This window comes from Euzebyella marina (assembly GCF_014855515.1).
Classification (GTDB): Bacteria; Bacteroidota; Bacteroidia; order Flavobacteriales; family Flavobacteriaceae; genus Euzebyella; species Euzebyella marina.
This window is the reverse complement of sequence record NZ_JACYFK010000001.1, coordinates 525,288-551,342: the sequence shown is the minus strand read 5'-3', so window position 1 is coordinate 551,342 and position 26,055 is coordinate 525,288. Positions and strand designations below refer to the sequence as shown.

Annotated in this window: 21 protein-coding genes; 9 read left to right on the top strand and 12 right to left on the bottom strand. The window is 40.2% G+C overall.

All coding sequences use genetic code 11. The annotated features are described in order from the left end of the window. Window positions 1–309 precede the first annotated feature (309 nt). Window positions 310–1,353 carry a succinylglutamate desuccinylase/aspartoacylase family protein gene (locus IL356_RS02170; RefSeq protein WP_121847430.1) on the top strand — a complete coding sequence of 348 codons (1,044 nt, stop codon included), beginning with the start codon at window positions 310–312 and terminating at the stop codon, window positions 1,351–1,353. A gap of 28 nt (window positions 1,354–1,381) precedes the next feature. Here the strand turns inward: IL356_RS02170 and IL356_RS02165 are convergent, their stop codons facing one another. Continuing rightward, window positions 1,382–2,095 (bottom strand): hypothetical protein, encoded by a 714-nt coding sequence (locus IL356_RS02165; RefSeq protein WP_225621368.1) that lies wholly within the window; start codon window positions 2,093–2,095, stop codon window positions 1,382–1,384. Between the two features lie 287 nt (window positions 2,096–2,382). Between IL356_RS02165 and IL356_RS02160 the strand changes: the two genes are divergently transcribed. The 6 genes from IL356_RS02160 (at window position 2,383) to rimK (ending at window position 9,087) form a co-directional block, all read left to right on the top strand. Then, window positions 2,383–3,831, top strand: a complete 1,449-nt coding sequence (locus IL356_RS02160; RefSeq protein ID WP_121847431.1) for an arginine decarboxylase — start codon at window positions 2,383–2,385, stop codon at window positions 3,829–3,831. 56 nt (window positions 3,832–3,887) lie between these two features. Then, a complete protein-coding gene (gene speB / locus IL356_RS02155; protein WP_121847432.1) occupies window positions 3,888–4,829 on the top strand; it encodes an agmatinase in 942 nt (313 codons plus the stop codon). Beyond that, a complete protein-coding gene (locus tag IL356_RS02150) occupies window positions 4,816–5,793 on the top strand; it encodes a deoxyhypusine synthase family protein (RefSeq protein ID WP_121847433.1) in 978 nt (325 codons plus the stop codon). The genes speB and IL356_RS02150 overlap by 14 nt, the downstream gene beginning before the upstream one ends. Then, window positions 5,790–6,125, top strand: coding sequence for a hypothetical protein (locus IL356_RS02145; protein ID WP_121847434.1), 336 nt, complete (start codon window positions 5,790–5,792; stop codon window positions 6,123–6,125). The genes IL356_RS02150 and IL356_RS02145 overlap by 4 nt, the downstream gene beginning before the upstream one ends. Before the next feature lie 62 nt (window positions 6,126–6,187). Next, window positions 6,188–7,720 (top strand): bifunctional GNAT family N-acetyltransferase/carbon-nitrogen hydrolase family protein, encoded by a 1,533-nt coding sequence (locus IL356_RS02140; protein ID WP_121847435.1) that lies wholly within the window; start codon window positions 6,188–6,190, stop codon window positions 7,718–7,720. Continuing rightward, window positions 7,717–9,087: a 30S ribosomal protein S6--L-glutamate ligase gene (rimK, locus tag IL356_RS02135; RefSeq protein ID WP_121847436.1), complete on the top strand. Its 1,371-nt coding sequence runs from the start codon at window positions 7,717–7,719 to the stop codon at window positions 9,085–9,087. Before IL356_RS02140 ends, rimK begins: the two co-directional genes overlap by 4 nt. Window positions 9,088–9,100: 13 nt before the next feature. On the opposite strand, the gene IL356_RS02130 is transcribed toward rimK, so the two are convergent. Beyond that, a complete protein-coding gene (locus IL356_RS02130) occupies window positions 9,101–10,039 on the bottom strand; it encodes an NAD-dependent epimerase/dehydratase family protein (RefSeq protein WP_121847437.1) in 939 nt (312 codons plus the stop codon). A 65-nt stretch (window positions 10,040–10,104) separates the two neighbouring features. Between IL356_RS02130 and IL356_RS02125 the strand changes: the two genes are divergently transcribed. Then, window positions 10,105–10,596 (top strand): hypothetical protein, encoded by a 492-nt coding sequence (locus IL356_RS02125; protein WP_121847438.1) that lies wholly within the window; start codon window positions 10,105–10,107, stop codon window positions 10,594–10,596. Between the two features lie 53 nt (window positions 10,597–10,649). Here the strand turns inward: IL356_RS02125 and IL356_RS02120 are convergent, their stop codons facing one another. The 4 genes from IL356_RS02120 to IL356_RS02105 all read right to left on the bottom strand — a co-directional run bounded on the left by IL356_RS02120 (window position 10,650) and on the right by IL356_RS02105 (window position 15,089). Further along, window positions 10,650–11,360: a hypothetical protein gene (locus IL356_RS02120; RefSeq protein WP_121850572.1), complete on the bottom strand. Its 711-nt coding sequence runs from the start codon at window positions 11,358–11,360 to the stop codon at window positions 10,650–10,652. Window positions 11,361–11,517: 157 nt separating this feature from the next. Further along, a complete protein-coding gene (locus tag IL356_RS02115; protein WP_121847439.1) occupies window positions 11,518–11,892 on the bottom strand; it encodes a hypothetical protein in 375 nt (124 codons plus the stop codon). A 115-nt stretch (window positions 11,893–12,007) separates the two neighbouring features. Then, window positions 12,008–12,811, bottom strand: a complete 804-nt coding sequence (locus IL356_RS02110; RefSeq protein ID WP_121847440.1) for an SDR family oxidoreductase — start codon at window positions 12,809–12,811, stop codon at window positions 12,008–12,010. After that, the gene (locus IL356_RS02105) at window positions 12,804–15,089 is read right to left on the bottom strand and encodes a M28 family peptidase (RefSeq protein ID WP_121847441.1); all 2,286 of its coding nucleotides are present in this window, start codon (window positions 15,087–15,089) and stop codon (window positions 12,804–12,806) included. The genes IL356_RS02110 and IL356_RS02105 overlap by 8 nt, the downstream gene beginning before the upstream one ends. Window positions 15,090–15,297: 208 nt before the next feature. Between IL356_RS02105 and IL356_RS02100 the strand changes: the two genes are divergently transcribed. Then, a complete protein-coding gene (locus tag IL356_RS02100) occupies window positions 15,298–15,768 on the top strand; it encodes a CBS domain-containing protein (protein WP_121847442.1) in 471 nt (156 codons plus the stop codon). A gap of 70 nt (window positions 15,769–15,838) precedes the next feature. Here the strand turns inward: IL356_RS02100 and IL356_RS02095 are convergent, their stop codons facing one another. The 6 genes from IL356_RS02095 to IL356_RS02070 form a co-directional block, all read right to left on the bottom strand. Then, the gene (locus tag IL356_RS02095; protein ID WP_121847443.1) at window positions 15,839–16,189 is read right to left on the bottom strand and encodes a hypothetical protein; all 351 of its coding nucleotides are present in this window, start codon (window positions 16,187–16,189) and stop codon (window positions 15,839–15,841) included. Between the two features lies 1 nt (window position 16,190). Next, window positions 16,191–16,682 (bottom strand): DUF6265 family protein, encoded by a 492-nt coding sequence (locus tag IL356_RS02090; RefSeq protein WP_121847444.1) that lies wholly within the window; start codon window positions 16,680–16,682, stop codon window positions 16,191–16,193. Between the two features lie 63 nt (window positions 16,683–16,745). Next, a complete protein-coding gene (locus tag IL356_RS02085; RefSeq protein WP_121847445.1) occupies window positions 16,746–17,318 on the bottom strand; it encodes a pentapeptide repeat-containing protein in 573 nt (190 codons plus the stop codon). Window positions 17,319–17,496: 178 nt separating this feature from the next. Next, the gene (locus tag IL356_RS02080) at window positions 17,497–20,895 is read right to left on the bottom strand and encodes a ThuA domain-containing protein (RefSeq protein WP_162987789.1); all 3,399 of its coding nucleotides are present in this window, start codon (window positions 20,893–20,895) and stop codon (window positions 17,497–17,499) included. A gap of 104 nt (window positions 20,896–20,999) precedes the next feature. Next, window positions 21,000–22,598 carry a SusD/RagB family nutrient-binding outer membrane lipoprotein gene (locus tag IL356_RS02075; protein ID WP_121847447.1) on the bottom strand — a complete coding sequence of 533 codons (1,599 nt, stop codon included), beginning with the start codon at window positions 22,596–22,598 and terminating at the stop codon, window positions 21,000–21,002. A gap of 29 nt (window positions 22,599–22,627) precedes the next feature. Continuing rightward, window positions 22,628–26,047 carry a SusC/RagA family TonB-linked outer membrane protein gene (locus IL356_RS02070; RefSeq protein ID WP_121847448.1) on the bottom strand — a complete coding sequence of 1,140 codons (3,420 nt, stop codon included), beginning with the start codon at window positions 26,045–26,047 and terminating at the stop codon, window positions 22,628–22,630. Window positions 26,048–26,055 lie beyond the last annotated feature (8 nt).

The following is a 26,055-nucleotide window of genomic DNA, read 5'->3' as shown; positions in this document are numbered from 1 at the left end:
TAATAAAGCAATCGAATATTTGCTCAAAAGTCTTGTTGGTGTTTTCCTGAACATTTTTTAATACTTAGAATTTTAATGGTTCAGTTTTAGACTTGGCTAAAATCGAATTTTAAGTAGGAGATTTTTCTATTTCTCCAATACCATTGACAACATATAGTTCGATTTGAGTACATTCGCATTGACTGAAGAAAAATCATCAAAAAAGTTCACAAATCGTCAACATTTCAAATTAGTAATCTCTTGAAGCCTGTTATGACGGGGCTTCGGTAAAAATGTTCGATTCTTGCCGGGGCTACTTTCTTTTTTATCATGCGATTCGTTTATTTAGTATTATTTACCTGTTTCTCCAATTTTCTTGTAGCACAAGAAGCATTCACCTTTTTTGACCAAGTAATCAATCCGGGCACCAAAAAGGAAGTCATTATTCCGATAAACGATGGGAGGGATAGTACATATATACCGGTTACCGTTCTGCATGGCGCGCGTAAAGGCCCTGTATTGGGTGTCACAGCGGGGGTGCATGGTTATGAATATCCACCGATTTTGGCAGCACAAAAAATAGCTTCAAAAGTGGACGTTGCTCAACTTAAAGGAACTATTATATTGGTGCAATTGGCGAACGTTGCCGGTTTTTTGGGTAGAAGTCCGTTTGTAAACCCAATCGACGGGAAGAATTTAAATCGTTCGTTTCCGGGTAAGAAAGATGGTACGATTACCGAGAAGATTGCTCATGCGATTACGAAACATGTAATTTCGAAATCTGACTTTTTCGTTGATATGCATGCCGGTGATTCTCCTGAAGACCTAATGCCCTATAATGCTTGGTACAGTTCTGAGGCCTTTCCTGAGGCTTCGCGAAAAGGAAAAGAAATGGCATTATCTATGGGCTATGATTACGCTGTGATTTTTCAAATTCCTGAAGAACGCATTTCCAAACCAAGTATTTACTGTTCGCAAGAAGCTTTCCATAGAAAAATTCCGACCATAGATATTGAATGCGGTCGGCTAGGTATACCCGGCACTGAGGAGACCGATAAAATAGTTTCATCTATTTTCAGGTTATTGTCTCATCTAAATATGACGTCCAAAACAATTGCAAACGAACCGAAAGCACCTGTCATTATCGAAAAGCGGGCGAGCATTAAAAGTAACCATTCTGGAATCTTTTATTCTTCATACAAGTCGGGAGATAGGGTTAAGAATAAAGAGGTTTTAGGTTATATAACAGATTTTTTTGGAAACAAACTGGAAGATATAGTGGCCCCTGAAAGTGGCATACTTCTTTACAAAATAGGTACCCCGCCGATTAATAAAGGAGAAACACTTTTCAGTATAGGTATTATAGAAGACTAAGGCCTGTTTGAAAATGAGATAAGCTCACCTATCTCTTGGCCCAAATCTCGTACATGGGTTCTCCCTTGCTATTTTTGCCGGTATGGTGCCAGTCGTTACCTTTTAGTTCGTAATTGAATTCGAGGGTGGCCCCTACGCGGGAGTTGTCTCTTGAGAAATATTCTATATTCTCTGTGTATATTCCGTCTTTAGAGGTGTATGCTCCGCCACCAGTACCATGAAATTCAAAACTGTCGGTATTGTAGGCTATCCATTGAAATCGACCATCTAGCAAAAATTTTAAGGTTTTTCGCGGGTTTTCATCGCCCCTTCGTTCTTGACCGGTATCTGGACCTCTGGTGGCGAATAACCACAGGCCGTCTAGTTCTTGTGTTTTGTCATCGGCTTTCTGAAATGTGAGTTTTTCGTTGATAATAATTTGATTCATCGAAAAACGAACGGGGTGCGAAACTTCTTTAACCCCATCTAACGCATAATCGGAGTTGAATTCTAAATTAACGAATAATTTTTCGCCGTCTACCGTATAAAAACCACCTAAAGTCTTGATAAACTTTGCTGGAGATTCTGCGTAAACGGACCAAGTGAGATAATCTCCACTTATCTTCAGCTCATGCTTTTGACCATCAGAGTTTGCCAAATAGACCCCATCTTCGATTTGTGCCGATAAGGCTTGAGGGTTGTAAGTGCCTATGGCAATTGTTAACAGTATAATAATGTAGTTTACAGAAGGGTATAAGTTCATTGGGAAAAATATTTTATTTAAAATATGAAAATAAATACTTTGAAATGAGATGTTTATGATAATTTTAGATTATTGGTCGACCTAGTGAAATCTAATTTTTACTATTTATCGTAATTTCAGCCTTAACGCTTGTTTTTTGAGATATTTTGTTTTCATTTGTCAAACTGTTTTAACACAGGTAAACTTTATTTTATATTGTAGGGATTGAACAAACTATCGTGCTTTTTGTGTTACTCATTTTTTGGTAATCCCCCTATTTTCCACTCGCTAATGCAATCATCATTTAAATGAACACTAAATACATTGATCTTATCGATCAAACCTATTATTTTCCTCAAGAAGAATTTAATCTTGATGGCGAATTTTTACAGTTTCACGGCATTCCTCTCAATGATTTGGTAGAGAAGTACGGCAGCCCTTTGAAATTTACGTATTTGCCAAAAATTTCGCAGAACATAAACTTGGCAAAAAAGTGGTTCGCCTCGGCAATTGATAAACACGGTTACAAGGGTAAATATCACTACTGCTATTGTACCAAAAGCTCACACTTTAATCACGTTTTGAACGAGGTGCTGAACAATGAGGTGCATATTGAAACTTCATCGGCTTTCGACATCAATATTGTCGAAAAACTGAAGAAATCAGGAAAAATAAAAAACAACACCTACGTTATCTGCAACGGCTTTAAACGTGAGCAGTATATTGAAAACATAGGTAGGTTGATCAATGAGGGGCACCAAAACTGCATACCCATTATCGATAATTATGAAGAGCTTGATTTGCTGTCAGATGTTATCAATGACGATTTTCAGGTTGGTATACGTATCGCATCTGAAGAAGAACCTAAATTCGAGTTCTATACCTCTCGATTAGGTATCGGTTATAAAAACATTGTTCCCTTTTATGAAAACCAGATAAAGGATAATGACAAGGTAGAGTTAAAAATGCTCCACTTTTTTATCAATACCGGTATTAGGGACAACTCATATTATTGGAACGAACTTCTCAAATGCTTAAAGGTGTACGTGCGACTTCGAAAAATATGTCCGTCGTTAGATAGCCTTAATATTGGAGGAGGTTTCCCTATTAAAAACTCATTGGCTTTTGATTATGATTATCAATATATGATCGATGAGATTATCAACCAGATCAATATCGCTTGTAAAGAAGCCGATGTGCCAGTGCCCAATATTTTTACCGAGTTCGGTAGTTTTACCGTTGGGGAAAGTGGGGGCGCCATATATGAAATTCTATATCAAAAGCAACAGAACGATAGAGAGAAGTGGAATATGATCGATTCGTCGTTCATCACTACGCTGCCCGATACATGGGCTATTAACAAACGGTTTATTCTGTTACCCATCAACCGATGGAAAGATGAGTATGAGCGTGTGCTATTGGGGGGTCTCACCTGCGACAGCGATGATTATTACAATAGCGAGCAGAACATGAACGCGATTTACCTGCCAAAATTTAAGAGAGATAGACCTTTGTATATAGGCTTCTTTAATACAGGTGCCTATCAAGAAACGATCGGTGGTTTTGGAGGTCTGCAACACTGTTTGATTCCGCAGCCCAAACATATTCTTATTGATAGGGATGCCAATGGAGAATTGACCTATGAACTTTTCAGCGACCAGCAAACAGCCGATGACCTTCTGGGTATTTTAGGTTACAATGGCTCAGAACAGGCTTCGAAAAAAACAAAGAAAAAAGTGACTTTAGACCAAGAGTAGCTAAAGACATTATATTTATAATTGATTATTAAAACAACAGATTTAATTTAATACTAATGAGTGCAAAAAAGAATTACGCCGGTATTTCCGACGAATTCGCCCAATTGGAAACGGCCAAAATTATTTTGATACCTGTGCCGTATGACGGAACCAGTACTTGGGGTAAAGGTGCCGATAAAGGCCCCCAAGCTTTCTTAGAAGCTTCTGATAATATGGAGCTTTATGACATCGAGACAGATACCGAAGCTTTCGAGCAAGGTATATACCTGTCTGAACCTATTAAAGAAAATAGTTCTCCTGAGGCAATGGTGAACGCCGTTCACAAGGTTACCAAAGATTTTATCAAACGTAACAAATTTGTGACTTTGGTCGGTGGTGAGCATTCCATTTCAATTGGTACCATTCGTGCCTTTAACGAATGTTTCGACAACCTCAGTGTGCTTCATATCGATGCCCATGCCGATTTGCGACAATCGTATAACGGCAGTAATTACAACCATGCTTGTGCAGTGCATGAGGCAAGTCAAACAACCAACTTGGTTCAAGTCGGTATTCGTTCTATGGATGTTATCGAAAAGACATTTCTAGATGAAGAAAAGACGTTTTTTGCGCATGATATGGCCAATGATGAGTATTGGACGGATAAAGTGGTCGATTTGTTGACCGATAACGTGTTTATCACTTTCGACCTTGATGCCCTTGACCCATCGATTATGCCTTCTACCGGTACGCCGGAGCCAGGAGGTCTGTTTTGGTACGAAACCCTTGATTTCTTAAAACAGGTCTTTGAAGAAAAGAACGTAGTCGGTTTTGACTTGGTTGAATTGTGCCCGAACCCGAACGATAAAACTTCCGATTTTCTAGCTGCAAAATTGTATTACAAAATGTTATCCTATAAATTTATGGGTGAGGCGGCTGATGACGATTATGACAATACTTATGATGTCGACCGCAAAGCGGGAGGCGGCAACTTAAAATTTGATGATGACGAAGACTAAAGGAGAAATATCAAAATTTATTGAAAAATATTATTTGCATTTTAATGCCGCTGCTCTAGTTGATGCCGCGAAAGGTTATGAAGATCAACTGAATGGCGGGGCCAAGATGTTGGTTTCTTTGGCTGGCGCTATGAGTACGGCTGAATTAGGAAAGATTTTTGCCGAAATCATTCGCCAAGATAAGGTTCATATTATTTCATGTACAGGTGCCAACCTAGAAGAAGACATTATGAACTTGGTGGCCCATTCGCATTACAAAAGAGTACCGAATTATCGTGATTTGACCCCACAACAAGAGTGGGATTTGCTTGAAAAAGGATTGAACCGGGTTACCGATACTTGTATTCCTGAAGAAGAAGCTTTTAGAAGGTTGCAAGAGCATATTTTTAAGATTTGGAAGGATGCCGAAGAAAAGGGTGAGCGCTATTTTCCTCATGAGTTCATGTACAAAATGCTTTTATCCGGTGTTTTGGAAGAACATTATGAAATCGACTTAAAAGACTCGTGGATGTATGCCGCTGCCGAAAAGAACTTGCCGATTGTCTGCCCTGGTTGGGAAGACAGTACTATGGGCAATATTTTCGCTTCATACGTCTTGAAAGGTGAATTGAAAGCGAGCACCATGAAATCGGGTATAGAGTACATGACCTTTTTGGCCGATTGGTACACCGATAATTCAGAGAACGGTATCGGGTTCTTTCAAATTGGTGGAGGTATTGCAGGCGATTTTCCTATCTGTGTAGTGCCGATGCTGTACCAAGATATGGAGCGAACCGACACGCCTTTTTGGAGCTATTTCTGCCAAATAAGCGACTCAACGACCAGTTACGGTTCTTATTCGGGGGCCGTGCCCAACGAAAAGATCACATGGGGAAAACTTGATATAGACACCCCGAAATTTATCATTGAAAGTGATGCGACCATTGTTGCACCCTTAATTTTTGCCTATCTTTTAGACCTATGAGCAACAGAAAAGACCAGTCGAACCTAAAACGCGTAATCGTAGACTTTAAAAAGCTTACGCCAGAAGTTCTAAAGCTTTTGGTAGAGCGATATCCAGATGGTTACGATGACCGTAATATCATTTCATTCAAGAATGCCCAAGGTGAGCGTATCGAGGCAGTCGAAGTTCTTACCGAAGACACGAAGTATTTGGTGAAGATCAGTGCCAAGCTTGAATATACCATGGAGAATTACGATGAAGATGATTACGAAGATTACGATGATGATGATCCAGATGCTATAGCAGACCCAGACCCAGAGGCAATGGGCGATGTTGACGACGATGACGATTAATGGATCTAACTTTATCAAAATTGCTATAAGTGCCTAGCTTATCCTCAAGCTATTAGTGCCATATGATTTCAAAAGACATAGAAAATGTTGAGCTTAAGTTTTTAGGCCTGAAAGATTATCAGGAGCTAAAAATGGCCATGAAAGAGGTATATCAAAATATGCCCGATTCTTATTGGAACGAAAAACAGATCAGGTCCCTGATTAAGCTTTTTCCCGAGGGTCAGGTGGTCATTAAGGTCAACGGTCAATTGGCGGGGTGCTCCCTTTCAATTATCGTTGACTACGATAACTTCGAAGATAACCATACTTTTCAAGAAATTACGGGTCAAGAAACCTTTAGTACCCATACCGAAGATGGCGATATTCTATATGGTATCGATGTTTTTATAAAACCCGAATTTCGTGGTCTTCGATTAGGAAGACGCCTTTACGATTATCGAAAAGAGTTGTGCGAAAAACTGAACCTGAAAGGAATTGCCTTTGGGGGGCGTATACCGAATTACCATCAGTTTGCCACCAAAATGACTCCGAAAGAGTATATCGATAAGGTTCGTCGTAAAGAAATTCATGATCCGGTATTAAGCTTTCAGATCAATAACGATTTTCATCCTGCTAAAATCTTAAAAGGCTATTTGGAAGGTGATCAGGCTTCAAAAGAGTTTGCCGTTTTGATGGAGTGGGACAATATCTATTACGAAAAGCCCACGAAAAAGGCGGCCACTAAGAAAAAAGTAGTTCGCCTAGGCCTCATTCAATGGCAAATGCGACCCTATGATGGTCTAGAAGACCTTTTGCAGCAAGCCGAGTTCTTTATTGATTCGGTGTCGGGTTATCGATCCGATTTTGCCCTTTTTCCCGAATTTTTCAATGCTCCTTTGATGGCAGAGAACAATCATCTGTCTGAACCGGAAGCAATTCGAGAACTTGCCAAGCATACCGATGCCATAGTGCAGAAGTTCTCCGAGTATTCGATATCCTACAACATCAATATCATTACGGGCAGTATGCCCGAAATCAAAGAAGACCGGCTTTACAATGTTGGTTATTTGTGCAAAAGGGATGGTTCTATCGAACGTTACGAAAAGCTGCATGTTACCCCCGACGAATCAAAAGTTTGGGGTATGCAAGGGGGCAGTCGTTTAAAGACTTTCGATACCGATTGTGGTAAAATAGGTATTCTTATATGCTATGATGTCGAGTTCCCGGAATTAGGAAGACTTTTGGCCGATGAGGGAATGGATATTCTTTTTGTTCCTTTTTTGACCGATACGCAAAACGGATTTTCAAGGGTAAGAAACTGTGCGCAATCGAGAGCGATTGAGAACGAATGTTATGTAGCAATTGCCGGGAGTGTGGGTAATTTGCCAAAGGTTCATAATATGGATATTCAGTTTGCGCAAAGTATGGTGTTCACGCCGTGCGACTTCTCCTTTCCTACTAACGGAATCAAGGCAGAAGCGACACCTAACGCAGAAATGATATTGATTGCCGATGTAGATATCGACCTTTTAAGGGAGCTTAACCAATTCGGGGCGGTAAGAAATTTGAAGGATAGAAGAACTGACATATTTAAACTCACAAAAAAGAGAAATTGACAGACTTAAAAATTATTGGAAGCGAAGAATGGTGCGTATTTGAATCTTTGGGCATACCGGCCATCAAGGCTAGGGTAGACTCAGGGGCCAAAACGTCATCGATTCAAGCGACGAATATAAAAGTAGTGAACCGAGGTGCCCAAGAATGGGTGAAGTTTGAGGTGAATCCGCTTCAAGAGAATCGAAGTATCACCATACCGTGCGAGGCCAAACTGGTCGATCGTCGTATGGTCAAAAGTTCATCAGGAATTTCGGAAGAACGCTTGGTGGTCAAAACTTCTGTCGTCATGGGTGACGAAAAGTTCGATATCGAACTGACCTTGGCCAATCGCGATACCATGGAGTTTCGAATGCTATTGGGCCGAGAAGCGATTATTGACCGTTTTGTGGTCAACCCGGCGGTCAGCTTTCAAGTGCAGTCTTTCTCCGAAGAGGAAATTAACCAAAAGTATGCACCGTATTATAAGGAAAAGAGCGGACTTAAAATTGCATTGCTGGCCAGCAATCCGCAATTGTATAGCAACAAACGTATTATTGAGGCGGCAGAGGCGAGAGGGCATGAGATTGTTTTTTTGAATGTCGAGCTTGCCTATATGAAGTTAGACGCCCATTCCCCGGAAATCCGCTATCGTGGGGGTAATATTTTAAAAGAGTTTGATGCCGTTATACCAAGAATAAAGCCGTCCGTTACTTTTTACGGTTGTGCTTTAATCCGTCAATTCAATAACCTTGGGGTTTATTGTCAGAATTCGGCCGAGGCTATCTCTCAATCTAGAGATAAACTCTTCGCATCGCAATTGTTCTCAAAAAATGACATTCATATACCGATAACAGGCTTTGCCAAGTCTCCGATGGATACCAAAGATCTGATAAAAATGGTAAACGGTGCGCCGTTGATTATAAAACTGTTGGAAAGCACACAAGGTAAAGGGGTGGTACTTGCCGAAACCAATAAGGCAGCAGAGAGTGTAATCAATGCCTTTAAAAGCGTGAATACCAATATCTTGGTGCAAGAATTTATCAAAGAGGCCAATGGGCAAGATATACGCTGCTTTGTCATCAATGGAAAGGTAGTGGCGTCTATGCAACGACAGGCCGAAAAAGGTGAATTCAGAGCCAATATTCACCAAGGGGGCAAGGCATCCATAATAAAGATTACTTCTGAGGAACGTAAATTGGCCCAGAAGGCGGCTAAGGTACTTAACTTGGCGGTTGCCGGTGTTGACATCATACGTTCCAACAAAGGTCCGTTATTGCTGGAAGTGAACTCTTCCCCAGGTCTTGAGGGAATTGAAAATGCAACAGGTAAAGATTTGGCCAATGCCATGATTATGGCCATTGAGCGCAAGTTACGATTTCATAAGTAGCGGCTAATTATTTCTAGCCAAGCTTTTCTAGCATTTCAGAAGTAGTTCTTTCTAGGTCGAATTCTGGCTGCCAGCCCCATTCGGTTTGGGCAGATGAATCATCGATACTGCTTGGCCAAGTGTCGGCTATCGCTTGCCTAAAGTCAGGTTCATAGCTAATTTCAAATTCTGGAATGTGAGACTTTATGCTATCTGCAATTTGGGCGGGGGTAAAGCTCATGGCAGAAAGGTTATATGCAGAACGTACTTTTATATCTTCCGCCGGAGCATCCATCAATTCCAAGGTGGCCCTAATGGCATCATCCATAAACATCATGGGCAACTCGGTATCTTCCCGAAGAAAACAGGTATATTTTTTCTCTGAAAGCGCCTTATGATATATTTCTACGGCATAATCGGTCGTTCCGCCACCTGGCATGGTTTTCCAGCTTATGAGTCCAGGGTATCTAATACTGCGAACATCTACATGAAACTTGTTATGGTAGTAGTTGCACCACCGTTCACCGGACTGCTTGCTTATGCCATAAACTGTAGACGGCTCCATAATGGTACTTTGCGGAGTTAAAGTATCGGGTGTATTCGCTCCAAAAACCGCTATGCTTGACGGCCAAAAAACTTTGTCGATCTTCTTTTCTTTCGCCAAGTTCAAAACATTGAACAAAGAATTCATGTTAAGGTTCCAGGCACGCATAGGAAATTTTTCTGCCGTTGCGCTCAACATGGCCGCCATGAGATACACCTCACTGATTTCGTAATAGGCAACCACTTCTTCCAAAGCGTCATAATCGGTAGCGTCAAGAATTTCGAACGGACCGGATTCCATAAGGCTCTCGTTTCCTTCGCGTATGTCACTGGCAATCACTTTGTCGTTGCCATATCTTTGACGAAGCGTCAAGGTCAATTCGGTTCCTATCTGGCCACAAGCGCCAATAATGAGTATGTATTTTTGCATTAAATGGAAGTTAAAATGGGGTTTGGCGCAAATATAACTGTTTGCAAAATTTGTACATTCGCCATATGAAAAGAATGTTCTTTTTTGCTTTCGTTGCTTTCTCCCTTTTTTCATGTAAAAATGAAAACAACAATGAGGAAACTTCAAGTGCCTCAAGCTACGAACTTAATGTTGAAAGTTGGCCTAAGAAATTGGTCATCAATCAAACGGCTTTAGATATTTTACAGGATTGGACAGCCTATCAAGCCTTAGAGACCGCTTTTGATGCGCTTTATAAAGTTGAGAATAAAGAAGATTTGGCACTCACCATTGACGACCTGATTGAAAAGCAAAAGGAATTGGTCGCATCGGAATACCCTGAAAAATTTGATATTCCGCAGATTAAGAGCAGACAAAAGGTTTTCAGAACCTATATTCTAAAGATTAAAGGTGATCTTTACTATTATCAAAACCCTGAAGAGTCGATAATGCAAATGTTTGAGGCATATAATGCATTTCGCAATCAGTTCAACGTGGTAGTCAACAATACGTTGGATACCAATTTGATATTGGAATAAAAAAAACGGCACTCTGTAAATAAAGCGCCGTCTATCAAATTCTTTGTAAGAAACTATTCTTTTTTCTCTTCTGCGGCTGCCGCAGGAGGGTTCTTTCTAGACTCTAAAGCCTGTTTGCTCAAACTGGCAAGATTGAAATTAGGATCTAAGGCCAATGCTTGGTCTATCAGAGCAATCGCACCATCGATATCATCTTTGTTCTTGTTATACTGAGTAAGTGCCTTTAGATGTAGAAATGCAGCTTTTAAGGGCACTTCGTATGGTTGTTGTCTCTCGTAAAAGGCATATTTCATATCATCTTTAGCATTCGCTACGCCATATTCGATATTTGATATAGCCCCGTCGTTATCTCCCGTTTGTATTTTAAGATCGGCAATTTCGTACGCGAGATAAGGATTTTCGTTTCTTTTGAAAAGCTCTTCAAAATGTTCTAAAGCTCTTTTAGGTTGATTGAGGGCTTTTAATGAAATCGCTTTCACCTGAACCGCCATATCAGAATCGTTTTCCTCTTTTTCAATACCAATGGTATTCAAGGCTTGCATGTGCTGATTGTTGTTGGCATAAACATACGCCAAGGTATCTCTACGCTCTTTAGAGGGTGCAAGTACATTCAAGTGGGTAAGGGCATTGATGACACCTGTAACGTCACCCTGTAACCTCATTTCTTGGTAAAATTCTTCGTAGTGCTTTTGAAGTTCACTTTTTGTTTGTGCCTGGGCGGTAAAGCCGAACCCAAGAAGCACCAAAAAGGCCATTTTTCTCATGAAATCGTGTTTAGTGATTGAAAATCTTCTGGTTTTGGTGGGCAAAAATACTAATATTATTGCTATCGTTCTGTTAATAAGACAATAATAGAAATGGGTAAATGTAAAAAGGATGCCAAAAGACATCCTTTTTAAAAATGTTAGTCTGGGTAATGCGTTATTGAAGCGCCATTCTTTTTTCGTTACCTTGGTAGGCCCTGAGCAAAGTGGCATAGAAGGCAATGCTTTTAGGATCTTTTTCCAGGCACGATTTCATAAAATCATACAAGTTTCTAAACCAGAGATTGGTGTGAAGGGTAGGTAAAGTAAGGTTGATCTTTTTCGGGTCGTAATCGCCATCGTTCATCACAATGGCCAGTTCTACTCTTCTTCTATGGTAATCTATTGAAACTTCTGCTGCGTTATAATGTTTTTTTAAAAGGTCTTTATGTAAGTTTTCTAATTTCTGGGGAACTTTTTGCTTGGGTACTTCACGGGCGAGTAAATTTTCCATCTCCATCAAAATACGCCCGCGTAATTTTGAATTTTCCATGGCAAATAGTTTTTATTTACCTCAAAGTTAGACCTTAATCGATGAAATGCAGCCTATCTTAACAACTATCGCCCAACTTTGTTGTGAACCTGCCCTTTAGTGTTGTGAAAACAAACTATAACGTTGTAGTGAATTCGAATCCTTTAACAGTTATTAAATTATAGGATATAATTGTTTTACCTTCCTCTTTTTTAGAAGGTTCATAATCAGGTTTTTGCAAGTTTCTTCTTTCAGCTTCTCCCGTGTAGTAGTCTTCCTTAGATGGGTGATAGGGGTAAACCGCATTGAAAATCATATTCCACCAACCTTGCTGTAAGATTTCTTCAATAACTCTGATGCAATCGGTAAGATGAATAAGATTAATGGGATGATGCCCATTCTTTAAATTCTTTCTTTTCGAAAGCATGGTAACGGGATGCCTATTTGGGCCTATTAACCCCCCGAAACGAATAACGGTAGTCTCATAATTTTTTTCTACCCTAAAAATATTTTCAGAAAGTAACAATTGCTTACCTGATTCGGTGCTGGGAAGGGTAGGGGTCTCCTCGGTAACATCGCCAGAAGCGTCCCCATAAACAGAAGTGCTGCTGACAAAAATGACCTTAGGTATTTTTGCTTCTAAAATAGCGGTATTTAAAAACGACATTTTAACTACATAATTCTCTCGTGAACCCCCTCGTAATTTCGGGGGTACGTTGATGATAACTACAGCTGCGTTATTTAATAGCGTTTCAATGTTTCCGTCAATGCCTTCTTCTGAAAGTGTTATTAGAAAAGGAGAAATACCGTTTTCTCTTAATTGGGATAGTTTTTCTACAGAGGTAGTGCTACCTGCTACTTGATAGCCCTTTTTGAGTAGAGACTTTGCTAAGGGCAATCCGAGCCATCCGCATCCTATAAGGGCAATTTTGTTATTCATAACTAACGGTGGTAATATTTATAATGGCATCATTTACAACAAAGGGCATTGGCATTTGGTGTTCAGGTCTTTCTTCGATATTTAATTCTTGATTAGTTAATAGGTCGTTAGAAGACTCAAAAAATGTCAATTTTGGCTTTTGATTTTTGGCCATGCTCAATTGCAGTTCTGTATACTCATCGGGGGTTAAATAATGGGTAAAAAGCCTACCGGAAGAGTTTTTGGGTAAATCGTATGTAGATAGTTCTTGTCCGTTAACATTGGCGGTCAGCAAATCGGCTCCATCTAAATACACATCCAATCGGTTCACAACGCGCTGCGGGGTCAAACATACTTCAATGATTCTTTTTTCGCCAATTATCGTGTCTTTTAAAGTTTCAATTTTAGGTTTTTCCAGATTTATTTTTGGGGCCTCCGATACCTGTTGAAAGGCTGTGCCATATTTACTGGACAGTATTTTAGATTTCAACCTCAGGGGCATACTGTCTTGATTGATGAAATAATCCTCGTTCCATTCGGTCAAAACGTTATCATAGCTTCCCCAATATGCTTTTTTTGAATCATTATCCGATACATAAACCAAGCTGCTGGGTCTTTTTCTGTCCTCATCAAACCCCGAATCAATATGGGCGACTATCAGACAAATGAAAAATCCTGTGAAAAACACTTTCGACCATCCTTTAGAAAATCGATAAGAAGCCAAAACAGGTGAAATCAGAAAAAATGTCAACGTAAGCATAAGTGTCGATGCTACTAGCATTTTTAACCCTAGACCTACCGCAAAACCTTTGATAAATGGGGTGTAAAGCCAAAGGGCAGGTAGCGCTAAAAACAGCAACAAAAGGGTATGTGGGTCTTTCTGATTGATTAGCGTTAGCCACATGGCCAGTAAGCAGAAAACCGGAACTATAAAGAAGCTTGCTCCTGGCAAATAAATCGCGACAAGGGTACAGATAACAAGCCATAGCACCAGAGGTGCCACTAACAGATTACGTATACCAATTTCATGATAACGGTGGTAGACGAACATGCAAATGGCGAGAGAAAATAGGGCGAAGGCCAATATGTAGAGGTAGCCATTATATGTAAAACCATGCAAGATGTCGTTATAAGACGGGTATACCCACTTTAAAAAAGGCCATGCGAAATAGCCTACTAAACCATTCAATAAAAGTGTCACTAATAGGGGTATGAAACCTAAGAGCGATTTTTTTAAACTAAGCGATTTCTTCTGTATTCCACGGATCAATAGGGCAACGAAGAATAGTATGGCTATAAAAAGCAAAGGCATGATCCAATCAAAAGGGTAGGTAACCACATGAAAAAAGGGCATGTTGAAATACACATGGTCATTTAAACTTTTCAACTGATTGAGATTGGCTTGGCTAAAATGTTCCAATAACGGCATCAGATAACTACCTTGGTGCGCTAAACTTGTTCGGTCTAATCTTTCAAAAGAATCTTGAGCTGTGTGATAATCGAAATGGTCATCAATAAAAGCGAAATTAAAACCATCGATATCAAGATTCTCTCGAAATACCGTAAGGTCTGTATCGTTGGGCAACATTTTGTAAATGCTGTAATAAAGTGAGTTGGCCATGGGATGCTCGGGACGAGCAGCTATAAATTCGGAAATCAGGTTTTGGTTTCCCCTGTTCGTTTCAATAAACGTATAGCTGGGCCCACCACTACCGCGTGCTTCAAAGTTTAACACTAAACCGATATTCTTGGCCCAAGGGTGTTGGTTGGCAAACAGTTCTGCACCATTGAGCCCGAGTTCTTCAGAATCGGTAAAGAGAATAATAATATCATTGGTTGGTCGAATTTTTTTGGATAAAAACGCCCTAACTCCCTCTAAAATAGTTGCCACTCCACTGGCCGCGTCGCTGGCACCAAGAGACGAATGCGGATTACTGTCATAATGGCTCAAGACTAAAAGTGACTTACCTTGTTCGGTACCCTCGATTTTAGCTATGATGTTAGTCGGTTTACTAAGGTTGTTGCCTTTGCCCAAAGCATAGCCGGTTTGTGTAACGGGCGAAAGCCCCATTTTATTCAACTGGTCAAAAACATACATTTTTGCAGATTGGTGAGCCGGAAAACCTAGCGCATGAGGTTCTTTAGACAATTGCTGAACATGTGCCAGCGCCCTGTCTACCGAAAACTCATTTAGGGTCGATTCTGTATCGGGATCATAACTTGGGGTCGATGTGTAGAACCCCCAATAAATGGCTGCGGCCATTAAAATTATAATGATATAGGAAGGAGTTTTTTTCATGGGGGCGATTGCTGAAATAAAAATATAAATTTCCCCAAATAATGAAGACAAATATTATAGCCGATGCTTAAAAAGATTGATTGTTTTTTAAGGGGTTTGTTGCGAATTCAACAGTCAACAAGCTGAAAAATAGCAGAATGTATTGTTTTTTTAAGTATCTTTAGTAATTAACCTTCTGCAATACCTTGCAGAATTAAACCAAATCGTTATGGGAATTAAGAGTTTTATGGGCCCTAGGGCCAAGGCTGTAGCAAAGAAGGAGTACGATGCCCCTATTTTGGTGTCGGACTATATGACCCAGAACCTGATTACGTTCAGAACGGATCAGTCGATTCTAGAGGTTATGGAATTATTTACCAAACACAATATCTCTGGGGGGCCTGTTTTGGATGACAATGGGTTTTTGGTAGGAATCATATCGGAAGCGGATTGTATGAAGCAGATTTCTGAAAGTAGATATTTCAATCAACCGATTTTAGATAAGAGTGTCGAGAAATTTATGACCAAGGAAGTTGAAACGATACCGCACGACATTTCTATTTTTGATGCTGCCGGTATTTTCGATAAGCACAACCGTAGAAGGCTACCCGTTATGCGAGACGGCATACTTGTAGGCCAGATTAGTAGAAAGGATATTGTAGTTGCTGCGCTGAAATTGAACGGCCACAACTGGAAGTAACTCTTTTATCTGAATTATATGAATTTGAAAAGCACCCTGAGGTGCTTTTTTCATTTAGGAGGCTTTTGCGTCATTCGCGCTTAACAATCATGATGAAATCGTTGTCTAGAGGTAGATACCCTAAGTCGTATACAAAATAGTAAACGGTGCCTTTTTTGGTCGTGTAGATACTAGTTATATGCTCGAAATCGAAGCCTTTATCAGTCAGTTTGGTTTTTGGGGTAGTCGTCTTACCATCCTTCAGCGAAAAGCTTTCCAAAATTCGGTAGTTTTTTCGTAGTCTGTTATTTGTGTTTCGAATAAGATTGTTGGTGTCTTTGTTAAGTTTGTTATGATATGCGTTTCGACAGTAATCGGAACAGAACTTTTTGTCTGTTCTGCCAATAATTTCCCGACCGCACTCCTCACACTTTTTCTTCAAACTACAAAGGCTTAAAATTAAACTGAACTTCTTCGCTTCCGCCTTCTTCATTTCCTATGGCCGCGTAGATGTTCACTTCTTTATCACTTATTTTCTCAAAAGTAAAACCTTCAAAATACACCCTGTTCTTCTCAAGTTTTAACAATCGAAATTGCTGAACCTCGTCTTTCGTTTCCCATCCTTTTAAATCAGAATTGAAATGTTTGAGTTCGTATATCAAAGTTCCATCAACTTCTCTAATGTGGCCTAGTTCGTAGAAAGAAACGGTGCCATCAACGATTAACCGAAAAGAGAACATCATCGAACCGCCCAAAGGGGGAGCCCAAATTTCTTCTGTAACACCTCCAAAAGCGGTGCCCCGCCAATGGCCTGCCATCCATTCTATAGAATTTAATGATGCTTTTGGCGAACTGGCATTATCGGGCATAGTGAGGGTGTTTTGCCCAAGAGCAGCATATGATATTAAAAGCGTAATGAAAAGAAGGTGGCGCATAGAAGTTATATACACACCAATATACAAAATATCATAATCAGTAAGTCTTAAGAAGAAAGGGCCCTAAACAATAGTAATCTCGTATTTGTGCAGCAGGCCCTTTATTTCGTTTAGAGAAAACTTGGCTTTTTTTAGTTTGTTTCTTTCGGGGTCGATTGAGTAGTTCTTCGCGCTTGTAAAGTCAGATTTTTCCAAATCTGTATTGTTGAATACTGCATTTAGCATATTACAATTTTGAAAGCTGACTTCTTTTAATTGGGCGGATGAAAAGTCAGTGCTAGTGAGATTACAGTTTAAGAATTTCTGTTTGTTCAGAGTCATCTCATAAAACGAAGAATAGCTGAGGTCACATCCCGAAAAGAGGAATTCGATTAGAAACGTATTACAGGTCTCGAACCTAAGCCCCATCATTTTGCAGAGATTAAAATCTACTTCTTTAAACGTGGTGTTGACAATATTGGCATTGCTCAAATTGCATTCAACAAATTGACACTCCATGAAATTTTGGTTGTCTAGAAAGCCACGAGAAAAATTACAGCCTTCGAACCTACAGTTCTCATATTCGCCTTGAGGTAGCCTTGTTACGCTAAAATCCTGTCCTTTAAAAGTTTTATCGGCAATAAACGGTTTTTGCATGTTTCGTTCAATAGATTGATGAGCCAATAAATTTAAAGAATCTAGTGAAACATAGGTTTCGTTTGTCAACCGAAGTATCGACTATAGCTGGTTAAGCCAAGATGATTAACTTCAAAAATAATCCGTCTTATTGATGATTAGAGTCGGCCGATAGAGAAATTGACCAGCTCTAATGAAATCATCGTTTATAGTCAAAAGAAATATAATCGGCATGACCGATGTTATTCAGTGGCTTATCAGTGTTTTTATAAACTAAGTAAATATTAGCCTTTTCAGATTGGGTCAAAATAGGTATATCAAAATAGGACGTTTTCTCCGGTCCGAAATAATCTATTTTTTGCGTTCCGATTATGGGGCCGTCGATAGCTCCTTCGTGAATTTCGAGAAGACCTTTGAACTCATAGTCTGAATTAAAGAAGGTGGCATATTTGAGAGTTTTAAGATTTTTCAAGATGATATTATCAAATCTCAAAAAGCTTTTGTCGACCATACCGCCGACTACCCTTGAATAATTGGTTCTCCAGCTATTGATTCCTTCACTTATTTCGTTGGCCTCTTCGGCTTGTATTTTTTGGCTATTGAAAACGAATTGCTCGGTGGCCGTCAATTCTGATTCAGGCTGGTCTGGGTTGCCCTTATCGCGGTAAGAGGCCATTAATATATAGCTTCCTTCTCCCGGGGAACCTTCATGTTGGTCGAACGTCAAAGTACCCTCTAATGGTAAGTATTTTTGTTCTGACTCATCACTGGGCTTCAACGATAAAATATAATCGACGATTTTTGTAACCTCTTCTACATTCAGTTGCGGGTGGGCCGACATGGATCCTTCTCCCCATACGCCACCACCGCCTTTGATGATTTTTGAGACCAGATAACCAGTATCTTCCGCATTGTATTTTTTGGCAACCTCCAAATAGCTAGGGCCATTCACTTTCTCGTCAATGGCATGACAGGCTTTGCAATCGGAGTTGTCTATTATTTTTCTTCCTTCAGGAACTATGTTTCTTTGGTGGCCAATAGTAGCCTTTACCATGTCTTTTCCTTCGGGTATATAATCAAAAGTAACTTTTACATCTTTTGAATCTAGGGTGCCTTCTTCAGTGCTCCCATCTTGTCTGTCCTTGACCAGAATACGGTAGTTGACTTTTTTGTTCGTCCAATAAATAGAATCATTGTTCTCGATTTCCATAATCAATTCAGGAGGGTCGTTGCCCACCATGATCTTCGAATTGGCTATTGAAGTATTGCCTTTTTCATCGGTCACTTTTAATTTGACATCATAAATGCCCTCTTTTTCAAAAGTGTGTACGGGGTTCTTTTCGTTGGATTGTGAATTGCTTCCTTCAAAAAACCATTCGTAAGATAGAGGGTCATTGTCATAATCTAGCGAAGAATCTGCTGAGAAATTAATGGTTAAAGGAGCGGCCCCTACCGATTTGTCGTGAACGAATTTGGCGATCGGGGCTCTATTTCCTGGCAGGTAGCTGATGCTACTGAGCCTTGCATCCAGATTTTGGGCGTTCCATTTTTGGCCATATTCGAGAACGTACATTTTACCATCCGAGCCAAAAATCATATCCATAGGATGCGAAAATTCAGTATTTGGCATAAACGCGTCTGCCTTTACATAATCTTGGTTTTCGTCTAGGGTAATGACATAGATCCAGTCGCGCATCCACTCGTATAAGAATAATTTGTTCTCAAAGTATTCGGAAGGAAAGGCGTTTTCAGCATCTGGGTAGTCACTAGCATGATAGACAGGTCCGGCCATTGGGTTGATGCCGCCAGCGCCCATCCAAGGAAACTCTTCAGATCTATAATAGGTCATCGGAATCATTGAGGGTTGCGCCGGGGGCAATTCTTGTAGGCCTGTATTGTGGCGAGAGTCGTTGATGATATTTTCTGGGTCGAATTTCGGGCCCGAGGTGTTGCTCTCAAAATCGTAATCATTGTAAGGTTCGTTGTAGCCACGCGTATATGGCCAGCCCCAGAAACCGGCTTTGCGTGCTTGGTCGTATTCGCCCATGCCGCTGGGCCCCCTGTCTGGATCGGCTTTTCCGGCGTCAGGCCCGATGTCGCCCCAATATAGATAGCCTGTTTTGCTATCGATTGAAGGACGAAAGGGGTTTCTATTACCCATTATGTAGATTTCGGGTCTAGTTTTTTCAGTGCCTTCTGGAAATAGGTTTCCTTCGGGGATGGAGTACGAGCCATCATCCTCAGGTTTTATTCTTAGTATTTTACCGCGCAGGTCATTGGTGTTGGAAGCGGATTTCTGAGCGTCCCATGCCTCACGACCTTCGCGCTCATCAATAGGTGCAAAACCGGAAGATTCAAACGGATTCGTATTATCCCCGACAGCGATAAATAAATTTCCGTTAGGTCCGAATTCCAACGCCCCACCACTATGACAGCATTGTCTTGACGTAGGTATTTCAAGAAGAATTTTTTCGGTACTTAGGTCTACTTTCTTATCTGAAACCATAAACCTAGAGATACGTTGCTTAGATACTTCGCCGGGGGCGGTGTAAAACAGATAAATCCAGTGGTTTTTCATATAGTTTGGGTCAACGGCAATACCTAAAAGACCATCTTCATTACCATAGAAGAGATCTAACTGGGCCATAAGTTCTGTTTTTTCCTTATCGAAATCAAAGAGTTTGACAGCGCCTCTGCGCTCAACGAAAATGATGCCCTCTCCTGGCAATTCGTCAAGTTCCATAGGTTCGTTCAAATTGAAATCGAGTATTTTTTTTGCAAAACGGTCTTCGGGCGGTACCCTTTGTGTCTTCGCCTTATCGTAATCGAGACTATTTTTTCCTACGGCATAATTGATTCCCCCGAGCAGGTGACTTAAAAATTGAGGATTTGAATAGGTCTCATCTGTATGCCCCAATTCGGTGTAGAAGGCCCTTCCTCCGTCATATTCATGAAACCAAGAAATGGGGTGTTCATCTCCATTGGTGCCCCCTTCGTAGCTGGTTTCATCGACGCTTACCAAAACCTGAATGTCCGGATTAATGTTTACAAAATTGTACCACTCGTCACTTTTCGTCCAAATCGAATCTGTGAACATGTTGGTGGCATTGTGCTCTTTGTTCTCAATTCTTAGAGTGGCTTCTTGAATTTTAGGGTGGCTGTCAAAAACAGCACCGACCAGTTTATTGTACCAAGGCCAATCATATTCGGTATCGGTTGCCGCATGTATACCGACAAAGCCGCCACCAGCTTGAATATATCGTTCAAAATCGGCTTGTTGAACATCGTTCAGTATATCTCTGGTAGTGTTTAGGAAAACGACCGCGGAATAATTTTGTAGGGAATCTTCATTAAAGTATGCCGAGTCTTCGGTGGTAGTAATCTTATAACCGTTTTCTTCTCCCAATTTCTTGAGTGCTTGTGCCCCCGTCTCTATCGAACCATGACGGAAGCCCTCCGTTTTACTAAAAACCAATAGTTCTTTTGGCTGGGGCTGGCATGCCGAAAGGGCTATGGTCAACACCAAAATAATGAAGTGACAACTCTTGAAAGAAGGTAACAAGTGAATGCTTTTGTTAAAGACTGTATGGGTACTCATGGTCGTTGGTTTTGGTAATATGGTCAGGCGCCGAAAACAGATATGGTCGACCTTTAGGTCGACCATTGCTGAACTCAACTAATCATGAAACTAACATAATTATTTTAATCTATATCCCAGAATATTTTAGCATCTAAATTATCGTCTGCGCTAACCGCACTATAATTGTCTGCATTAAATGTTCTTTCTGCCGACGGGTATATAAATCTATTCGGGGGAGTGGTTTGAGCGGAAGAATTATCGTTGACAAACTCTAGGTCTGGTAAATCTAAACGGCGTATTTCGGCCCAATTCTCGTACATCTGTACCATATTTAAATGAACCCATTTTTGTTTTGCTAGCAAACCTAGTTTTTCTTGATCGCTAGTGGCTGAATCCCAAGAGATTTCTCCTTCCAATAGATAGTTATCTATTTCGGACGGATTAAGAGCTTCAATTTCTGGTGAATCATCAAAGTTGATTGCCAAATCTCTCGCTGAATAATAAAAGTTTACAGACTCTCTTATGCCTTTCTCATAGTGTTCTTTAGCCATCGCGTCATTTGAACCCAAGTAATATTCAGCGAGATAAAAGTCAACATCGGAGGCTGAAATTAACAAGCCAGGAAAATTACGATTGTTCTTGAAAGTCCAATTATTGTAGATGCTTACAACCCCAGAGTTGACTAGAGCTGTTTGCGCACTTTCGGCCATATTGGGGTCAAGACCTAGATATTCATTTTCTTCAGCTTCGCTGCCGGGTTGAAACATGCAACGCAATCTCGGGTCAGTGTTTTCTACCATGTAATCAATCATAGCCTTACTAGCAACGTTAGAGTTCCATCCATCACCTTCTACGAAGGTACTCTGGAAATTAGCCTCTAGACCCATTCCTTCTCCCAAAGATTCTATTTGAATATTTTCCTCATTGCTATTTACAATAGGGTAGGTTGAAGGATTGCTTAAAATTTCGCCTATTTGGCTTTGTGCAATACCTGAAAATTCGCTGTTTAAAGAAGCTCTGGTCAACAACCGGAGTCTTAAAGAATTACAGTACTTTTTCCAAGTATTGATATCACCTCCATTAACAAAATCTTGAACTGTAAAGTAATCTTTTACTGCCGTTGTGAGATTGATAGTATTTAATTCTAAGGCAATAGACTGTAATTCATCTATCATCATGGTATAAAGACTTTCAGCAGAGTCAAAAGAAGCGTAAGAAGATTCGTAGTCACCTTCATTCTGACTTATTTTACCAGCCTCGGTAAAAGGTATATCTCCAAAAAGGTCTATCATTTTTTGGGTGTAATCATATAGATAGATTTTACCTGTTATGATAAAAATGCGGTATTCATTTTGTTCTTCAGGTGTCAACTGGTCGTAAATCCTCTCCATTTCACGAAACTGGAATAGAGTGGCGTAAAACCTGTTGTAAATTGGGTCGATAGGAGCATCACCAGGCGTATATCTACCAATACTATTTTCGAATCCTCGAGTTTGTGTATATACCATTAAAGTGGGCCGACCCGTTACAAAGTATGTAGAGTAAGATGGCATGATATCTTCTTTATTGCTTTGCAAGAAGCCCGCATACTGCTTTTCAACTGTTGTTTCTGCAATGGTTGAAGGGTCGGAGTAGTAATCTTTGAAATCATCATCCTGACAGGAGACCAACAAAATGGCCATGGTCAGAAAGGTTGTTACGAATATTTTTAAATTCTTCATGAATATGATTATAACGTTAAACGAAATACTTAAAATCTAGCTCTAAGTTGTAATCCAACGGTTTTGCTGGTCCAACCATTAGCACCGTTGTACCAGTTTTCTTGCCAGTCTGTTCCCACAGTTACACCTTCGCCGTCAACTTCTTTAATGCTTCTGTATAAATAGAATAGGTTTCTGCCAAACACAGATAAATTGATTGAGGATAAGCCTGTTTTTTCAACTACCTCTTTTGGTATACTATAGCCAATCGATATTTCACGCATTTTTAGGTAGTTGTTCTCTCTTACAAAAAGATCGTATCTAGTATTAGGGCTGTATGCTGGACCACCCCAGTTATAAACGGTCCAAAAATATTCTGGGTTTGAAACCACTATATCGTTAGGAGTTCCATCGGCCTTTACACCATCTAAAATGATACCGTCGTTATAGACCCTTTCTCCAGCCGGTCCTTGTGCTGCGTTGGTCTGTATCAATTGTACGTTATCGCCATCTTGAGATGGGTAATAACTTAAACCTCCTCTAGCCGAATCGCTCCAAGCTAAACTTTCTTCTGTTAAGCCACGTCCGACCATCCAATAGTATCCCTTAGGCATGATGTCTCCTCCCCAGCTATAATCTATACTGAAATCTAATGTGAAGTTTTTAATGGAGAGATTAGACCAAATACCCCCAATAAAATCAGGATTGACATTACCTGCTTTGACCCATTGATCAGCATCTACCAGATAAAGACCGTTATCGGATACAACATTGTTACCGTTCGCATCGGTTAATAATGGGTGAACCATAATATCGCCCATTGCCTCGCCGACTTGTGAAACCAATTGTACAGCGCTACCATCTTGGTCTTTATGAACCAATTTGTCTGAATCACCTGTTAGCTTTTTAACGGTATTTTTGTTTCTCGAGAAGTTAATTCCGACATTCCAATCGATATCTGACGTTCTTATGGGAGTTCCGTTCAATCCTACTTCTAGACCTTTATTCCCCAAGACACCTATATTGGCAAGAACAGACTGTGCACCAGTACTTCGAGGTAAAGTATATTGTAGAATTTGATCTCTAATTTCTGCATCATAGTATGATACATCTAAACCTAATCTGTTTTTGAACATTCTCAATTCAAGACCGAATTCAATCTCATGCTTCTCTTCAGGTCTAATTTTATCATTACCATACTGAGTGGGCAGTGTGGTATATATGGTTTCAGAACCACTAAGACCAAGTTGGGTATAGGCAATATTTGCTTGGTATAACCCAGGAGCGTTACCTACTACACCCCAAGAGCCCCTAACCTTGAACAAATCAATTGATTGAGGCAGTTCAAAAGCTTCTGATACAACAAAACTACCATTTACCGAAGGATACGTAAAGCCATTGTATTCGGCAGGTACGGTTGAAATTCTATCTTTTCTAATAGTACCTTCAAGATATAGCATGCCCTTATAATCGAGATTTAGAGTTCCGAAAACACCGTCTCTTAAATAGTTATCGCGATTGTTCCAGTTTTTTAGGTCAGCAATAGTAGGCTGCAATCTTGAGGCGCTCATATCGTACCAATTTTCAACGGTAAGACCGCCCACCGTCTGTAACTGGGTCAACCTATTGGTTCTTTCTTCGGCATTGTATCCAAGTCGAGCGAGAACTGAAAAATCATCATTAATGGCTTTGTTGTAGGTTAAAAGAAGTTCACCGTATTTTACATTGTCCTTTTTTTGACGCATTCTGAACATACCTGTAGTATTGTTGTATACCAATGGTATTTCAGTGGGGTTTTTGTCTTCTGTATATTCGGAAGTGAAATCATGTGATGCTCTTGCCCTGAAATTAAAATCTTTCAAAAAGTCATACTCTAAGGTTACAGCTGCAATAACACGGTCAGAAGCTTCTTCGTACTGATGTCTATTGATTCTCCAGTAATAGTCTAAAATATCACCTCTATACCCTGGAATGGTAAGATTTTCATTAGGCGTAAAACTCTGGGCAGAACCCAATACGTAACGATAGCCCAAACTGGTCTGATAGTGATCGGTGTACCAATCGGCATTGTCGAAACGGTTCATCATTCCGCCAAAATTGTTTACAATCCTGTCAATCTTATAAGGTCGGTTGTAAACTTTTTTGTTGTAGTAGTCTACAACAACCTGAGTTCTAAAGTTATCGGTCCAATCGATATTTGAATTCAAACTAAAAGTGTTGTTGTAATTACTAGAATTTGGAGTTACCGCCTGATTGTCCAGTCTTGTGAAAGAAAATCTAGTATTTGCCTTTTCTCCAACATGAGAAAGGCCAAAGTTAAATCGGGTGTTGTGGGCGGTTTTGAATAAACCTTCATAGCTGTTCTGAGCGGTATAAGGTCTAACATTACCATCCCAAGCAAGAATAGGTTGGCCGTCAAATCTTGGCCCATAGTTGAGGTTAGTTCCAATTACCCCTTTTGTATCAGGAGTTCCATCCCCATTAGTATCATAATATTGAAAACCATCTGCATCGACATCATCTCCCCAAGCCGAAACAAACCAAGGATATCCTGGGCCTCTTTCGTTTTGCCATTTAGGCATATACGCAACATTATCGAAGCTGTAGACTGAATTGAATTCTCCACTCCATCCTTTGCCTTTACCCTTTTTAGTAGTAATCAGTAATACCCCGTTAACAGCTTCCGAACCGTAGAGGGCAGCTGCTGAGGCTCCTTTCAAGATTGAAATGTTTTCTATATCTTCTGGGTTAATGTCTAATAGACCATTTCCTTCTACACGTTGGTTGCTCCAATAATCGGCGTTAGAAACATCTTGGTTTCTGATTGGAACACCGTCTTTTATTATTAATGGTTGATTGCTTCCGTTAATAGAGTTTAAACCTCTAATATTAATATTTACAGCACTAGTGTTTCCACCAGGAGTGGCCGCTATCTGTACACCAGGGGCTTTACCATAAAGAGCGGTAGCAAAATTGGTAGGGGCCGCGTCTACTAATGCATCAGCCTCTACAGTGGCAACGGCATAACCCAGTGCTTTTTTCGCACGAGTAATACCTAGACCGGTAACAACAACTTCTTCTAGTTCACTAGCATTTTCCGCTAAAACTACATTGATTGTGGTTTGCCCGTTCACGGAAACTCTTTTTGTGGCATACCCCATATATGATATTTCCAAAATGGGATTATCTCCTGTAATGGTAATGGAATAGTTCCCATCAAAATCGGTCGATACTCCATTGGAGGTGCCAACTTCTACTACGGTAGCTCCGGGAAGCGGAAAACCGGTTTCGTCACTAACCGTGCCCGTAATAGTTTCTTGAGTGCTTAATATATCAGTGGTTACGAGCACACTTGAAAAAGCTGAAGACCTATTTAAAGTGATAATCATCAAGAACAGTAGAAGGACTGTCTTAAAGTCAAATTTGGGAATTATCCCTTCGGAAATCCCCAATTTCTGTCGTTTTTGCATAATTGCTG

Bases quoted from the DNA above. Each gene is read 5' to 3' on its own strand.
- IL356_RS02170 (WP_121847430.1), top strand. From the start codon at position 310: ATGCGATTCGTTTATTTAGTATTATTTACCTGTTTCTCCAATTTTCTT.
- IL356_RS02165 (WP_225621368.1), bottom strand. From the start codon at position 2,095: ATGAACTTATACCCTTCTGTAAACTACATTATTATACTGTTAACAATT.
- IL356_RS02160 (WP_121847431.1), top strand. From the start codon at position 2,383: ATGAACACTAAATACATTGATCTTATCGATCAAACCTATTATTTTCCT.
- speB (WP_121847432.1), top strand. From the start codon at position 3,888: ATGAGTGCAAAAAAGAATTACGCCGGTATTTCCGACGAATTCGCCCAA.
- IL356_RS02150 (WP_121847433.1), top strand. From the start codon at position 4,816: ATGACGAAGACTAAAGGAGAAATATCAAAATTTATTGAAAAATATTAT.
- IL356_RS02145 (WP_121847434.1), top strand. From the start codon at position 5,790: ATGAGCAACAGAAAAGACCAGTCGAACCTAAAACGCGTAATCGTAGAC.
- IL356_RS02140 (WP_121847435.1), top strand. From the start codon at position 6,188: ATGATTTCAAAAGACATAGAAAATGTTGAGCTTAAGTTTTTAGGCCTG.
- IL356_RS02130 (WP_121847437.1), bottom strand. From the start codon at position 10,039: ATGCAAAAATACATACTCATTATTGGCGCTTGTGGCCAGATAGGAACC.
- IL356_RS02125 (WP_121847438.1), top strand. From the start codon at position 10,105: ATGAAAAGAATGTTCTTTTTTGCTTTCGTTGCTTTCTCCCTTTTTTCA.
- IL356_RS02120 (WP_121850572.1), bottom strand. From the start codon at position 11,360: ATGAGAAAAATGGCCTTTTTGGTGCTTCTTGGGTTCGGCTTTACCGCC.
- IL356_RS02115 (WP_121847439.1), bottom strand. From the start codon at position 11,892: ATGGAAAATTCAAAATTACGCGGGCGTATTTTGATGGAGATGGAAAAT.
- IL356_RS02110 (WP_121847440.1), bottom strand. From the start codon at position 12,811: ATGAATAACAAAATTGCCCTTATAGGATGCGGATGGCTCGGATTGCCC.
- IL356_RS02105 (WP_121847441.1), bottom strand. From the start codon at position 15,089: ATGAAAAAAACTCCTTCCTATATCATTATAATTTTAATGGCCGCAGCC.
- IL356_RS02100 (WP_121847442.1), top strand. From the start codon at position 15,298: ATGGGAATTAAGAGTTTTATGGGCCCTAGGGCCAAGGCTGTAGCAAAG.
- IL356_RS02090 (WP_121847444.1), bottom strand. From the start codon at position 16,682: ATGCGCCACCTTCTTTTCATTACGCTTTTAATATCATATGCTGCTCTT.
- IL356_RS02085 (WP_121847445.1), bottom strand. From the start codon at position 17,318: ATGCAAAAACCGTTTATTGCCGATAAAACTTTTAAAGGACAGGATTTT.
- IL356_RS02080 (WP_162987789.1), bottom strand. From the start codon at position 20,895: ATGAGTACCCATACAGTCTTTAACAAAAGCATTCACTTGTTACCTTCT.
- IL356_RS02075 (WP_121847447.1), bottom strand. From the start codon at position 22,598: ATGAAGAATTTAAAAATATTCGTAACAACCTTTCTGACCATGGCCATT.
- IL356_RS02070 (WP_121847448.1), bottom strand. From the start codon at position 26,047: ATGCAAAAACGACAGAAATTGGGGATTTCCGAAGGGATAATTCCCAAA.